8 protein-coding genes are annotated in these 13,622 nt (G+C 69.7%); 5 read left to right on the forward strand and 3 right to left on the reverse strand.

Going from position 1 to position 13,622, the window contains the following annotated elements; all coding sequences use genetic code 11:
• Positions 1 to 55: 55 nt before the first annotated feature.
• Together BLV92_RS28580 and BLV92_RS28585 are read right to left on the reverse strand one after the other, a co-directional pair.
• Positions 56 to 1,189: a CmpA/NrtA family ABC transporter substrate-binding protein gene (locus tag BLV92_RS28580; RefSeq protein ID WP_090552179.1), complete on the reverse strand. Its 1,134-nt coding sequence runs from the start codon at positions 1,187 to 1,189 to the stop codon at positions 56 to 58.
• A gap of 13 nt (positions 1,190 to 1,202) precedes the next feature.
• Positions 1,203 to 1,790, reverse strand: a complete 588-nt coding sequence (locus tag BLV92_RS28585) for an ANTAR domain-containing response regulator (protein ID WP_090552182.1) — start codon at positions 1,788 to 1,790, stop codon at positions 1,203 to 1,205.
• Positions 1,791 to 2,417: 627 nt separating this feature from the next.
• On the opposite strand from BLV92_RS28585, the gene BLV92_RS28590 reads away from it, so the two are divergent.
• Both BLV92_RS28590 and BLV92_RS28595 read left to right on the forward strand, forming a co-directional pair.
• Entirely contained in the window at positions 2,418 to 3,818 is a 1,401-nt protein-coding gene (locus BLV92_RS28590) for an MFS transporter (RefSeq protein ID WP_090552184.1), read from the forward strand.
• 303 nt (positions 3,819 to 4,121) lie between these two features.
• Positions 4,122 to 4,811, forward strand: a complete 690-nt coding sequence (locus BLV92_RS28595) for a CBS domain-containing protein (RefSeq protein ID WP_090552185.1) — start codon at positions 4,122 to 4,124, stop codon at positions 4,809 to 4,811.
• 132 nt (positions 4,812 to 4,943) lie between these two features.
• On the opposite strand, the gene cobA is transcribed toward BLV92_RS28595, so the two are convergent.
• Positions 4,944 to 5,705 carry a uroporphyrinogen-III C-methyltransferase gene (cobA, locus tag BLV92_RS28600; RefSeq protein WP_090552188.1) on the reverse strand — a complete coding sequence of 254 codons (762 nt, stop codon included), beginning with the start codon at positions 5,703 to 5,705 and terminating at the stop codon, positions 4,944 to 4,946.
• 782 nt (positions 5,706 to 6,487) lie between these two features.
• On the opposite strand from cobA, the gene nirB reads away from it, so the two are divergent.
• Genes nirB through BLV92_RS28615 form a run of 3 tightly spaced genes read left to right on the forward strand, consistent with a single transcriptional unit; the run spans position 6,488 to position 13,614 of the window.
• Positions 6,488 to 9,055, forward strand: a complete 2,568-nt coding sequence (gene nirB, locus BLV92_RS28605) for a nitrite reductase large subunit NirB (protein ID WP_090552189.1) — start codon at positions 6,488 to 6,490, stop codon at positions 9,053 to 9,055.
• A 30-nt stretch (positions 9,056 to 9,085) separates the two neighbouring features.
• Positions 9,086 to 9,469, forward strand: coding sequence for a nitrite reductase small subunit NirD (gene nirD, locus BLV92_RS28610; protein WP_090552192.1), 384 nt, complete (start codon positions 9,086 to 9,088; stop codon positions 9,467 to 9,469).
• Positions 9,466 to 13,614 carry a sulfite reductase subunit alpha gene (locus BLV92_RS28615; protein ID WP_090552194.1) on the forward strand — a complete coding sequence of 1,383 codons (4,149 nt, stop codon included), beginning with the start codon at positions 9,466 to 9,468 and terminating at the stop codon, positions 13,612 to 13,614. The genes nirD and BLV92_RS28615 overlap by 4 nt, the downstream gene beginning before the upstream one ends.
• Positions 13,615 to 13,622 lie beyond the last annotated feature (8 nt).

Here is a 13,622-nt window from a genome sequence, read left to right on the forward strand (position 1 = left end):
GCGCGCCGGGTTCGACGACCCGACGCGCGAGGGCGATGACTGGCGGGTTGCGACGTCATGGGTTGACGCCGTCATCGTTCGACGGCGGCGCGGGCCACGTCGCGCCGTCGCACAACCGGTCGATGCGGGTGTCGGCGTCCGGCGGAACCGGAATGTCGAGCGCGGCGGCCGCGTCGCGATAGAGCCGCGTCTGGTTGACTGCGTCCGCGATCGCCGCGTCGTCGTCCGGCGGGCCGTCGAAGAGTCCCCAGCGACGGTATTGCGAAATGAACCACGCGCCGTCGGATGCGCGCGGATAGTTCACCGCGCCGTGGTCGAAGAACGACACCGGCAGCGCGCCCGCGCGTCCGGTGTCGCCGAGCAGGCGCGGCGCGATCCGCTCCGGCGCGACGCCGATCACGTCCTGCGCGGCGAGCCATTTCGCGGCGCTCGCGCGATGCAGCGGGTCCTCGTCGAGCCAGCGGCACGCTTCGAGCATCGTCTGCACCAGCGCGCGCGCGGTGTGCGGATAACGCGTCGCAAAATCGCGGCGGCACGCGAGCACCTTCTCCGGATGGTTCGGCCAGATCTCGCTCGTGAACACGACGGTGCGGCCGACGCCGAGCGATTCGGCTACGGCGTGCCACGGTTCGCCCGCGCAGAAGCCGTCCAGTTCGCCGGACGCGAGCGCGGCCGCCATGTCCGGCGGCGGCAGCACGACGCTCTTCACGTCGCGCAGCGGATGCACGCCGTTCGCCGCGAGCCAGTAGTACAGCCACATCGCATGGGTGCCGGTCGGGAACGTCTGCGCGAGCACCGGCGGCCGGCCGAGCGACGCGAACGCGTCCTTCACGCTGTGGCCGGCCGCGATCAGGTCCGCGAGCCGCGGCGACAGCGTGATCGCCTGGCCGTTGCGGTTCAGCACCATCAGCACCGACAGGTCCGCGCGCGGCCCGCCGATGCCGAGCTGCACGCCGTACACGAGCCCGTACAGCGCGTGCGCGGCGTCGATCTCGCCCCACAGCAGCTTGTCGCGGATGCCGGCCCACGACGGCTGCCGGCACAGTTCGAGCGTGAGCCCGTGGCGATGGCCGAATTCGAGCGTCTTCGCGACGACGAGCGGCGCGGCGTCGGTCAGCGACACGAAGCCGAGGCGGAGATGGGAGAGTTCCGGCGTCGGGCCGGACGGGGCGAGGGCGGGGCTGTTCATGATGGGCGGCTCGTCACAGGTCGGCGAGCAGCACGAGCTGGCGCGCGACGTCGACGATCTTCATTCCATGGTCCATTGCGTGTTTGCGCAGCAGCGCATACGCATCCTGTTCGGGCAGCTGGCGGCGCTCCATCAGCAGGCGCTTCGCCTGGTCGATCAGCTTGCGGTTCGCGAGTTCGGTCTCGGCGGCCGCGAGCCGCTTGCGCAACTGCTCCTCATGCGAGAAGCGCGCGAGCGCGACTTCGAGGATCGGCGCGAGCCGCGCGGCGTCCAGCCCTTCGACCAGATACGCGCTGACGCCCGCGCGCACCGCGTCGCGAATGCGCTGCTGGTCGGCGTCGCTGCTGAACATCAGCACCGGGCGGGGCGCGTGCTCGTTCATCACCGCGAGCTGTTCGAGCGTGTCGCGCGACGGCGAATCGGTGTCGATGATCACGACGTCCGGGCGCTGTTCCTCGACGGTGCGAGGCAGCGCGCCGGGCGTCGCGACTTCGCTCAGCATGTCATAACCGAGCCGTGCGAGCGCGTCGCGCAGCTCGCCGATCGGTTTCGCCGTATCGGTCACGAGCAGCACGCGCAGTCGGTTGGGAGGCGATGTCATCGGCGTTGCGGCGGAGAAAGGGGCTTTGGTGCGGTCAATCGGGGGCTCAAAAACAAAAACGGCATCGGCCCGCGCCGTGCGCGAGCTGACACCGTTGTCGTGGGTCCTGCCTGGTCGTCAATGGCGAAACCGCGCCGGCTTCGTTGCCGGACACGGCCCGGTGTCTCGCAATATCCGGGCCAGGCGTCAGCGCGCGATGCGCGAGCCGCGCGCCCCAGCATCGCACGACGACAGTGCTGCAACGCACTAACGCGGTGCCGCGCTGCGCCAAAGCGTTTCGCGCGCCGGGCGTCGAGCAGCCGGCCGGATGCGCATGATACACGCGCCGGCTCGCGCGGCGCGAGCCAGCGGCCGACGACGCGAGAGCCGCGTCCCGCGTGCGTTTGCGGACCGAGGGAGGCTCCGCGAAATCCATTCGGATCACCGACGAATGGGGAGATGGCACGGCTATTGCCTTGCATCGCGCCGGGGCCAACGGCGGCCCCGATACACCCGATTTTTTCTGCTGCCTGCACTAGCGGGCGGCTCCAGGGGCAACGGCGTCCCGGAACGGAACCGGCGTCGATCGACAGCGATCGGCGCGGGTCCCGTTCCGGGACGCTTTTTTTTTGCATCGGCGAGAGGACCATGAAAAACCTCCTGAACACACTGGCGAGCGGCAACTGGCGCGCATTGCTCGCATGCTTTCTGTACTTCGACACCGGCTTCACGGTATGGGTGATGTTCGGTCCGCTTGCGCCGTTCATCCAGAAAGACATTGCGATGTCGCCGGCCGAGCAGGGTTTTCTGGTCGCGGTGCCGGTGCTCGGCGCGGCCGTGCTGCGCGTGACGCTCGGCAATCTGTATCAGGCGTTCGACGGCCGCCGCATCGCGCTGTTCGGCGTCGCGCTGTCGGCGGTGCCGTCGGTCGTGCTGCTGCTGTCGCCGGCCGCGCCGTCGTACACGCTGCTGCTCGTGCTCGGCGTGTTCCTCGGCGTCGGCGGCGCGAGCTTCGCGGTCGCGCTGCCGATGGCCGGCAGCAACTATCCGCCGAAGGTGCAGGGCCTCGTGCTCGGTCTCGCGGCGGCCGGCAACATCGGCGCGGTGCTCGACGGCTTCATGTTCCCGTCGCTCGCCGATAACTTCGGCTGGATGCGCGCGGCCGGCGCGGCCTTGCCGCTGCTCGGGGTCGCGGCGCTCGCGCTGTTCTTCTTCGCGAAGGACCTGACGCCGAAGGCGGGCAGCGCGCCGCGCGCGTTCGCGGGCTTCAGCGTGACGCTCGTCGGTCTCGTCGCGCTGGTGCTTGCGGTGCACGGCGGTCTGTTCGGCGCGGGCAAGACCGGCGTGCTGCTGCTGCCGGTGCTCGGCGCGCTGCTCGCGATCGCGGTGCTGCCGCGCCACTATCGATCGGTGCTCGCGGAAGGCGACACGTGGGTCGTGATGCTCGTCTACAGCATCACGTTCGGCGGCTTCGTCGGGATGTCGTCGTACGTGTCGACGCTGCTCATTTCGCTGTACCAGGTGCCGAAGCTCGAAGCGGGCCTCTTCATGTCGCTGCTCGCGTTCATCGGCGCGCTGGTGCGTCCGCTCGGCGGGCTCGTCGCGGACCGGATCTCCGGCGTGCGGGCGCTGGTGCTGCTGCTCGCGGGCATCTCGGCGTGCGACTTCGCGTTCGCCGCGTGGATGCCGCCGCTGCCGGCCGGCATCGTGCTGCTGGTCGTCACTTACCTGTGCTTCGGGCTCGGCAACGGCGCGACGTTCCAGCTCGTGCCGCAGCGGTGGAAAGGCCGGACCGGCCTGATGTCGGGGATCATCGGCGCGGCGGGCGGCATCGGCGGGTTTTATCTGCCGGTCGTGATGGGCATCGCGCGCGAGACCACCGGCAGCTATCAGATGGGCTTCGCGACGTTCGGCGCGATTGCGGCGCTCGCGTTCGCGCTGGTCGTCGCGCTGCGCACGCGCTGGCTCGAATGGGCGATGCCGGAGCGCGCGGCGCTGGTCGCGGACGCGGTGCCGGGCACGGCGGTGCGCGCGGACGGCAGCGTCTGATACGGCGGGCGGGCGGCAACGGGCGGCCGCTCGCCGCCTGCGCGTCGGGCGAAACAGCGCACGTTGCGACCGCGGCGGGCGCTTTTTTGCTAGGGTTTCCGTGTTGCGAACGACGTTTTGCGATGCCGCGCGACAGCGCCGCATCGTGGACGGAACGCCTGCGTCGCAGGCGTTCCGTAGCGGCGGATGCGCTTGACCTGTATCAAGCGCGGCCGGCCGCGGGGACGTACGCTGAACGCGTTCATATTCGTTCATCGTTCATTCAACACGGCCTGACCAGACAGGCTTACCGGGAGACCCATCATGCGCGCCCAGGATGTCATGACCACCAACGTCGTCACCGTCTCGCCCGACACCACCGTGCTGGACACCGCGAAGCTGTTCGTCGAGAACCGCATCAGCGGCGCGCCGGTCCTGGCGGCGGACGGCACGCTCGTCGGCGTGATCAGCGAAGGCGACCTGCTGCGCCGCGTCGAGATCGGCACCGACGGGCCGCGCCGCTCGTCGTGGCTGGAGTTCCTGTCGGCCGATGGCAACGCGCAGGCGTACGTGAAGTCGCATGCGCTGCGCGTCGACGACGTGATGAGCCGCGACGTGGTCAGCGTCGACGTCGACACGTCGCTGGCCGACATCGCGAAGCTGCTGGAGTCGCGCGGCATCAAGCGCGTGCCGGTGCTGCGCGAAGGCCGCCTCGCGGGAATCGTCAGCCGTGCGAATCTGCTGCAGGCGATCGCGAGCAGCAGCGGCGGCGCGCCGGCGGAAGTGTCGGCGAGCGACCGCGAGATTCGCGAGAAGCTGGTGGAGGAACTCGAAGGACGGCCGTGGTCGTTCGCGGGGCGCAACATCGTCGTGACCGACGGCGTCGTGCATCTGTGGGGCGTGTTCCGGTCGATGGAGGCGGTGCAGGCGGTGCGCGTCGCGGCGGAGCGCATTCCGGGCGTGCGCAGCGTGCAGGACCATACGGAACCCTATCCGATCGCGCCGGGGTTCTGACGCGGGCGGTTCGGCAGCGGCTGTATCGCCGGACCGGCTGATCCAGCGGGTTTTCTCAGGTCTGTAAAACGGCGGCCCGGTTTCAAGCGACCGGGCCGCTGTCGTTGCTGCGTACCGCCGTTGTTGTGTCCATTACGCCTGCCGCAACACCGGCTCCCGCTGTTCCGTCGTTGCATGCAGCAGCGCCGCTTCGCCGATCGCGTCGCCGACGAGAATCACCGCCGGGCTGCCGAGGCCCGCGTCGCGCGCGGTTTCCGCGAGCCGGTCGAGCGGCGCGCAGACGCAGCGTTCGTCGTGCGCGCTCGCGGACTGCACGACCGCCGCCGGCGTGTCCGCGCGCATCACGCGCAGCAACGCATCGCACAGGCTGTCGATCCGGCTCATGCCCATGTAGATCGCGAGCGTGGTACCGGTTGCCGCGAGCGCGGCCCAGTCCGGCTCGCTGTGGTCGCGCCGGTGCGCGGTCACGAACGTGACGCCCTGGCAGTGATCGCGATGCGTGAGCGACACGCCGAGCGCCGCCGCGGCCGCGAAGCCGGACGAAATGCCATTGACGATTTCATACGGAACCTGCGCGCGCCGCAGCGCGGCGAGTTCCTCGCCCGCGCGGCCGAACAGCAGCGCGTCGCCGCCCTTCACGCGGACCACGTGACGGCCCGCGCGCGCATAACGCAGCATCAGCCGCTCGATGAATGCCTGCGGCGTCGAGCGGCAGCCGCCGCGCTTGCCGACGTGGATCACGCGCGCGTTCGGCGCGAGGTCGGCTAGCGCCGGGTTCGCGAGGTCGTCGAGCAGCACGACGTCCGCGCTCGCGAGCACGCGCGCCGCGCGTATCGTCAGCAGATCGGGGTCGCCGGGGCCTGCGCCTAGAAGAGTGACCTTGCCGGTTGTCATCGCGATGTCCTTTCGCTTCTGTCGAACGCCCCCAATGTCGGCGCGCATGCAGACGAAAACGGCGTCCGCCCGTCGCGCTCGACAGGGGGACGCCGTTGTCCAGGTTGACCGTCGCGCGCCGCTTCGTGCGATGCCGACGGAAGAATGAATGGGGTGGGGAGTGCGCAAGACGTCGTTGCCGAGCGCATGTCCATCAATACGCAATATGCGCGCCAGTGCCGGCTTGCTGTTCGGCGCCAATGGGCCTTGCCCGAATGCGAACGAAGCGCGTGCATCCGTGAACACACGGCAACGAACCCCGCGCATCCGGTTGCGCGCGAGTGGCGGCGTGCCGCTTGCGCGGACGCACGCCAACGGGCCGTCGCGTACCGGCATGGCCGGATACGAACGAAGCGCGCCTCCAGCCGGTACGGCAACGACCCCCCGCGCGCATCGCATCCGCACGAACACTGTGCCGCACTGCACCGTGCATGTGCGCCCGCGCTTCGCGAAGCGGCACGCCGTCAACGCAAACGCGTGTCGCCTCGATACGCTCCGCGCCTTGCCCATCAACGGATACGACGCGTCGCGGACGAACTGGCACAGCCATTGCATAACCCGCTGCGGCGAATCAACGACGATTTGCGCTGCACGCTGCACGCGTCAGCAGTTTTTCTTGATCACGGCTTTCTGGACAGTGGCGTCCCCCGAACCGGTCTTCGGACCTCGTTCGCGGGACGCTTTTTTTATTGGTCCGGGGAATCGACGTCGCGAACCGCAACAGAATGGGACGAACCTCAGTCATGAACGTCATCGTCATCGGCCACGGCATGGTGGGCCACAAGTTCCTCGAAAGCGTCGCCGCGCAGATCGGCGGCGCATTGCGGATCACCGTGCTGTGCGAAGAGCCGCGGCCCGCGTATGACCGCGTGCATCTGTCCGAATTCTTCTCGGGGCGCAGCGCGGACGACCTGTCGCTCGTCGAGCCGGGTTTCTTCGCGCGCGACGGCGTGCAACTGCTGCTCGACACGAAGGCGGTCGCGATCGACCGCGCGGCGCGCACCGTCACGCTGTCGAACGGCGACGCGATGGGCTACGACAAACTCGTGTTCGCGACCGGCTCGACGCCGTTCGTGCCGCCGGTCGAAGGCCGCGAGCGCGACGGCTGTTTCGTGTACCGGACCATCGGGGATCTCGAAGCGATGCAGGCGCGCGGCGCGCGCTCGAAGCGCGGCGTCGTGATCGGCGGCGGGCTGCTCGGCCTCGAATGCGCGAAGGCGCTGCGCGACATGGGCCTCGACACGCACGTCGTCGAATTCGCGCCGCGCCTGATGGCGGTGCAGATCGACGAAGGCGGCGGCCAGATGCTGCGCGCGAAGATCGAGGAACTCGGCGTGCGCGTGCATACCGGCAAGCAGACGCTCGCGATCGTCGACGGCGACGACGGCGCGCACCGGATGAACTTCGCGGACGGCACGCATCTCGACACGGACATGATCGTGTTCTCCGCCGGCATCCGGCCGCGCGACGAACTCGCGCGCGCGTGCGGCCTCGAAATTGGCCCGCGCGGCGGCATCGCGATCGACGACGCCTGCGTGACGAGCGACCCGCACATCTACGCGATCGGCGAATGCGCGGCGTGGCGCGGCCAGACCTTCGGCCTCGTCGCGCCCGGCTACGAGATGGCGCGCACGGTCGCGAAGCAGTTGCTCGGCGAGCCGGCCGCGTTCGCGGGCGCGGACCTGAGCACGAAGCTGAAGCTGATGGGCGTGGACGTCGGCAGCATCGGCGACGCGCACGGCAAGACGCCCGGCAGCCGCACGTATCAGTTCAGCGACGGCCGCCGCCAGGTGTACAAGAAACTCGTCGTGTCCGACTGCGGCAAGCATCTGCTCGGCGCGGTGATGGTCGGCGACACCGCCGAATACGGCACGCTGCTGCAGATGATGCTGAACGGCATCGAACTGCCCGACGCGCCGGAGGCGCTGATCCTGCCGCCGACCGACGGCGCGGCGAAACCCGCGCTCGGCGTCGATGCGCTGCCCGACGGCGCGCAGATCTGTTCGTGCAACAACGTGTCGAAGGGCGACATCTGCGCGGCGGTGCGCGCCGGCGCGACGAGCATCGGCGCGGTGAAGAAGGCGACCTGCGCGGGCACGTCGTGCGGCGGCTGCGTGCCGCTCGCGACGCAGGTGATGAACGCGGAGATGAAGAAGCAGGGGCTCGCGGTCAACGCGCATCTGTGCGAGCACTTCGCGTATTCGCGCCAGGAGCTGTATCACCTCGTGCGCGTCGGCCAGATCAGGACCTTCGGCGCATTGCTGGAGAAACACGGCAGCGGCCTCGGCTGCGATATCTGCAAGCCGGCGGTCGCGGGCATTCTCGCGTCGTGCTGGAACGAGTTCGTGCTGAAGAAGGAACACGCGAGCCTGCAGGATTCCAACGACTACTACCTCGCGAACATCCAGCGCGACGGCACCTATTCGGTCGTGCCGCGGATGCCGGGCGGCGAGGTGACGCCCGAAGGGCTGATCGCGGTCGGCCAGGTCGCGAAGAAATACGGCCTCTACACGAAGATCACCGGCGGGCAGCGCGTCGATCTGTTCGGCGCGCGCGTCGATCAGCTGCCGTCGATCTGGGAGGAGCTGATCGCGGCCGGCTTCGAATCGGGTCATGCCTACGGCAAGGCGCTGCGCACCGTGAAGTCGTGCGTCGGCTCGACATGGTGCCGTTACGGCGTCGGCGATTCGGTGCGGATGGCGATCGATCTGGAGAACCGCTACAAGGGTCTGCGCGCGCCGCACAAGATCAAGTTCGGCGTGTCGGGCTGCACGCGCGAATGCGCGGAGGCGCAGGGCAAGGACGTCGGCGTGATCGCGACCGACAAGGGCTGGAACCTGTACGTGTGCGGCAACGGCGGGATGAAGCCGCGCCACGCGGAACTGATCGCGTCCGATCTCGACGACGCGACGCTCGTGCGCTACATCGACCGTTTCCTGATGTTCTACGTGCGCACCGCCGACCGTCTGCAACGCACGAGCGTGTGGCGCGACAACCTCGAAGGCGGCCTCGCTTATCTGATCGACGTGGTCGTGAACGACCGGCTCGGCCTCGCGGCCGAACTCGAACGCGAGATGCAGCAGGTGATCGACACGTACGAATGCGAGTGGAAGCGCGCGGTCAACGATCCCGATACGCGCCGGCGTTTCCGCCACTTCGTGAACAGCGACGCGCGCGATGAAGGCGTGACGTTCGTCGAGGAGCGCGGGCAGATCCGCCCGGCGACGCCCGAAGAGCGCGACGCGGCGGCGATCGCAACAGAACCGCGATCGGCCGATACCGTCGCGCCGACGCTCGCCGAAATCGACTGACCCCCGCTCTCCGCGCAAGGAATCCGAATCATGAACGAACGTACAACTGCATCGTCGGCGCCGGACGACGACGGCTGGATTGCCGTCTGCCGTTATGACGACATGGTGCCGGACACCGGCGTCTGCGCGCTCGTGCACGGCCGCCACGTCGCGGTGTTCCGCGTCGACGGCGACGACGCGCGGGTGTTCGCGATCGACAACGTCGATCCGCGCGCGCGCGCGTCGGTGCTGTCGCGCGGGCTGACCGGCAGCCTCGGCGGGCGCGTGGTGGTCGCGTCGCCGCTCTACAAGCAGCACTACGATCTGCGGACCGGCGAGTGCCTCGAAGAGCCGCGCTGGTCGGTCGATGCGTTCGACGCGCGCGTGGCGGGCGACGACGTGATGGTGCGCGTCGGCGCGCGCGGCGACGCATGACCACGAGCCGCCGCGTCGATACCGCGTGCCCGTATTGCGGCGTCGGCTGCGGGATGACGCTGCACGTCGAAGGCAACGAGGTCGTGCGCGTGTCCGGCAACAAGGAGCATCCGGCGAACTTCGGACGGCTCTGCACGAAAGGGCTGTCCGCGCACGTGCCGCTGCGCCGCTCGGGGCGTCTCGAAACCGCGTTCGTGCGCACGCAGCGCGGCCAGGACCCGGTGCCGACGCCGCTCGCGGATGCGATCTCCGCGGCCGCGCGCCGGCTGCGCGGCGTGCTCGACGAACACGGCCCGGACGCGCTCGCGTTCTACGTGTCCGGGCAGATGTCGATCGAGGCGCAGTACCTCGTGAACAAGCTCGCGAAGGGTTTCATCGGCACGCGCCACGTCGAGGCGAACTCGCGGCTGTGCATGGCGAGCGCGGCGAGCGGCTACAAGCTGTCGCTCGGCGCGGACGGGCCGCCGGGTTCGTACCAGGACTTCGAGCACGCCGATCTGTTCTTCGTGACCGGCGCGAACATGGCCGACTGCCATCCGGTGCTGTACCTGCGGATGATGGATCGCGTGAAGGCCGGCGCGAAGCTGATCGTCGTCGATCCGCGCCGCACCGCGACCGCCGACAAGGCGAGCCTCTTTTTGCAGGTCGCGCCCGGCACGGACCTCGCGCTGCTGAACGGACTGCTGCATCTGCTGGTTCGCGACGGCCGCATCGACGACGCGTTCATCCGCGAGCACACGAGCGGCTGGGACGGGATGCCGGCGTTCCTCGCCGACTACTCGCCACAGAAGGTCGCCGGGATCACCGGGATCGCCGAGGCGGATCTGCTGAAGGCCGCCCAGTGGATCGGCGACGCGCAGAACTGGATGAGCCTGTGGACGATGGGCATCAACCAGAGCACGCACGGTACGTGGTGCACGAACGCGATCTGCAACCTGCATCTCGCGACCGGCGCGATCTGCCGGCCGGGCAGCGGCCCGTTCTCGCTGACCGGCCAGCCGAACGCGATGGGCGGCCGCGAAGTCGGCTACATGGGCGCGGGGCTGCCGGGCCAGCGTTCGCTGCTGGTCGCGGAGGACCGCGCGTTCGTCGAGGACCTGTGGCGCATTCCGCGCGGCACGCTGCGGGCCGACGCCGGCAACGGCACGATCGACCTGTTTGGCCGGATGGCGGCCGGCGAGATCAAGGCGTGCTGGATCGTCTGCACGAATCCGGTCGCGACCGTGCCGAACCGGCAGACCGTGCTGGACGGCCTGCGCGCGACGGATCTCGTGATCGCGCAGGACGCGTTCCTCGACACCGAGACGAACCGTCACGCGGACATCCTGCTGCCCGGCGCGCTGTGGGCCGAGGCCGAAGGCGTGATGGTGAACTCCGAACGCAACCTGACGCTGATGCAGCGCGCGGTGACGCCGCCCGGCGACGCGCTGCCCGACTGGCAGATCGTCGCGCGCGTCGCGTGCGAGATGGGTTTTGCCGAGGCGTTCGGCTACGCGTCGGCGGAGGAAGTGTTCGACGAGATCGTGCGCGCGTCGAATCCGGCGACCGGCTACGACCTGCGCGGCGTCAGCTACGCGAAGCTGCGCGCGACGCCGCTGCAATGGCCGTGCGCGCCGGACGCCGCAGCGGATCGCAACCCGGTCCGTTATCTGAACGACGGCGTGAGCCAGCCGTTGCAGACGCGCGACGACGGCAGCCGTCCGCGTCTCGTGTTCCCGACGCCCGATGGCCGCGCGGTGTTTTTCGCGCGGCCGCATGCGATGCCGGCCGAACTGCCGGACGCCGATTTTCCGTTCGTGCTGAACACCGGCCGCGTGCAGCATCAATGGCACACGATGACCAAGACCGGCAAGGTCGCGACCCTCAACCGGCTGAACGCCGCGCCGTTCGTCGAACTGCATCCGGACGATGCGCGCTCGCTCGGCGTCGGCGCGGGCGACAGCGTCGAGATCCGCTCGCGGCGCGGCCGCGCGGTGCTGCCGGCGATCGTCACCGATCGCGTGCGCGCGGGCGCGTGTTTCGCGCCGATGCACTGGAACGACCTGTTCGGCGACGACCTGTGCATCAACGCCGTCACGCACGACGCGACCGATCCGGTGTCGTTGCAGCCGGAACTGAAATTCTGCGCGGTCGCGCTGACACGCGTGGCCGCCGCGCCGCAGGACGGCCACGACGGCAACGTCGACGTATCCGACGACGCGCTCACCTCACTCGCGGAGCCGCCTATGTCCCGCCTCGACGCGCTCGGCGCGTTGCTTCAGTTGCCGCCGTCGCCGCCCGTGCTGGGCGACGACGAGCGCGCGTACGTATCCGGCTTCCTGCACGCGCTGCGGATCGGCGAGCCGGCCGGCGACGGCGTGCCGGCGCTGCCGGTGTCCGCGCCGTTGCAGCCCGCGACGCGGCTGTGGCTCGACGGCATGTTCGCCGGGCTGTACGGCCGCCGCGCGGCCGACGGCGAAGCGCTGCGCATCGCGGGTAATGCGGCGGAGGCTGCCGCGCCCGCGCCGCAGATCGTGCGCGCCCGGCCGAAGGTCGCGCTGCTGTGGGCGTCGCAGACCGGCAACGTCGAATCGCTGGTCGACCGTTACGCGACGCGGCTGATGGAGGCGGGCTTCGAAATGCGCACCGCGTGCATGGCCGATTGCGCAGTCGATACGCTCGGCCGCTCGCAGTACGTGCTGCTGCTGTCGAGCACGTTCGGCGACGGCGATGCGCCCGACAACGGGCGCGACTTCTGGGCCGCGCTGTCGGCCGCGTCCGCGCCGCGCATCGACGGCGTGCGTTACGCGGTGCTCGGTCTGGGCGACCGCAGCTTCGACCAGTTCTGCGCGCACGCGCGCAACCTCGACGAGCGGATGAACGCGCTCGGCGCATCGCGTCTTGTCGAACGCGTCGATTGCGACGCCGAGTTCGGCGCGGCGGCGGACGGCTGGCTCGCGAGCGTGGTCGCGAGCATCGCGGCGGACGACGCGGCCCGCCACGCGGAGCCGGCGGCCGGTGCGTTGCCTGCAGTGCTGCCGGGGCTTGTGCCGACCAAGGCGCGGCCCGCGCCTGTGCGCCTGCTGTCGAACCAGCGGCTGAACCGCGACGGCGCGACGAAGGAGACGCGCCACGTCGCGTTCTCGATCGCGGACGCCGGCCTCGAATACGAATCGGGCGACGCGCTCGGCGTGTGGCCGGTCAACTGTCCGGAACTCGTGGATGAACTGGTCGGCCTCGCGGGCGTCAGCGCGGACGCGCCGGTGCGCATCGAAGGCGTCGGCGAAATGCGGCTCGCCGATGCGTTGAGCCGCCACTGCGAGATCGCGCGCCCGATGCCGGACGCGCTCGCGCTGATCGCGTCGCGCACCCATGACAGCGCGCTGCGCGAACTGCTCGTGGAAGAGCGCAAGGCGGACCTGAAGAAATGGCTGTGGGGCCAGCAACTGGCCGACGTGCTGCACGAGTTCCCGGTGTCGTTGTCCGCGCAGGAACTGGTCGGCATGCTCAAGCGCCTTCAGCCGCGGCTCTATTCGATTGCATCGAGCCCGAGCGCGCATCGCGGCGAAGTGCACCTGACCGTTTCGACGGTGCGCTACAGCAACGGCCGGCGCTGGCGCAAGGGCGTCGCGTCCACGTTCCTCGCGGACCGCGCGCTCGACGCCGACGTGCCGGTGTTCGTGCAGAAGTCGTCGCATTTCCGGCCGCCGCGCGCGGGCGACACGCCGATCGTGATGATCGGGCCGGGCACCGGCGTCGCGCCGTTCCGCGGCTTCCTGCACGAGCGCGGCGCGCGCGGCGACGCCGGCCGCAACTGGCTGTTCTTCGGCGAGCGTCACGCGGACACCGACTTCTACTACCGCGACGAACTCGACGCGATGCGCGCGGGCGGACTGCTCACGCGTCTCGACCTCGCGTTCTCGCGCGACCAGGGCGGCAAGGTGTACGTGCAGGACCGGATGCGCGAGCACGGCGCGGAACTGTGGGCATGGCTGCAGGATGGCGCGCATCTGTACGTGTGCGGCGACGCGAGCCGGATGGCGAAGGACGTCGACGCGGCGCTGAAGTCGATCGTCGCGCAGCACGGCGCGATGAGCGCCGAACGGGCCGACGAATACGTGAGCGGACTCGCGCGCGAAAAGCGGTATCTGCGCGACGTGTACTGATCCCCGCG

The organism is Paraburkholderia caballeronis (assembly GCF_900104845.1).
Lineage (GTDB): Bacteria > Pseudomonadota > Gammaproteobacteria > Burkholderiales > Burkholderiaceae > Paraburkholderia > Paraburkholderia caballeronis.

What these genes read in the sequence shown, in the direction of transcription:
- BLV92_RS28580 (WP_090552179.1), bottom strand. Translation starts at nt 1,189, where the DNA reads ATGAACAGCCCCGCCCTCGCCCCGTCCGGCCCGACGCCGGAACTCTCC.
- BLV92_RS28585 (WP_090552182.1), bottom strand. Translation starts at nt 1,790, where the DNA reads ATGACATCGCCTCCCAACCGACTGCGCGTGCTGCTCGTGACCGATACG.
- BLV92_RS28590 (WP_090552184.1), top strand. Translation starts at nt 2,418, where the DNA reads ATGAAAAACCTCCTGAACACACTGGCGAGCGGCAACTGGCGCGCATTG.
- BLV92_RS28595 (WP_090552185.1), top strand. Translation starts at nt 4,122, where the DNA reads ATGCGCGCCCAGGATGTCATGACCACCAACGTCGTCACCGTCTCGCCC.
- cobA (WP_090552188.1), bottom strand. Translation starts at nt 5,705, where the DNA reads ATGACAACCGGCAAGGTCACTCTTCTAGGCGCAGGCCCCGGCGACCCC.
- nirB (WP_090552189.1), top strand. Translation starts at nt 6,488, where the DNA reads ATGAACGTCATCGTCATCGGCCACGGCATGGTGGGCCACAAGTTCCTC.
- nirD (WP_090552192.1), top strand. Translation starts at nt 9,086, where the DNA reads ATGAACGAACGTACAACTGCATCGTCGGCGCCGGACGACGACGGCTGG.
- BLV92_RS28615 (WP_090552194.1), top strand. Translation starts at nt 9,466, where the DNA reads ATGACCACGAGCCGCCGCGTCGATACCGCGTGCCCGTATTGCGGCGTC.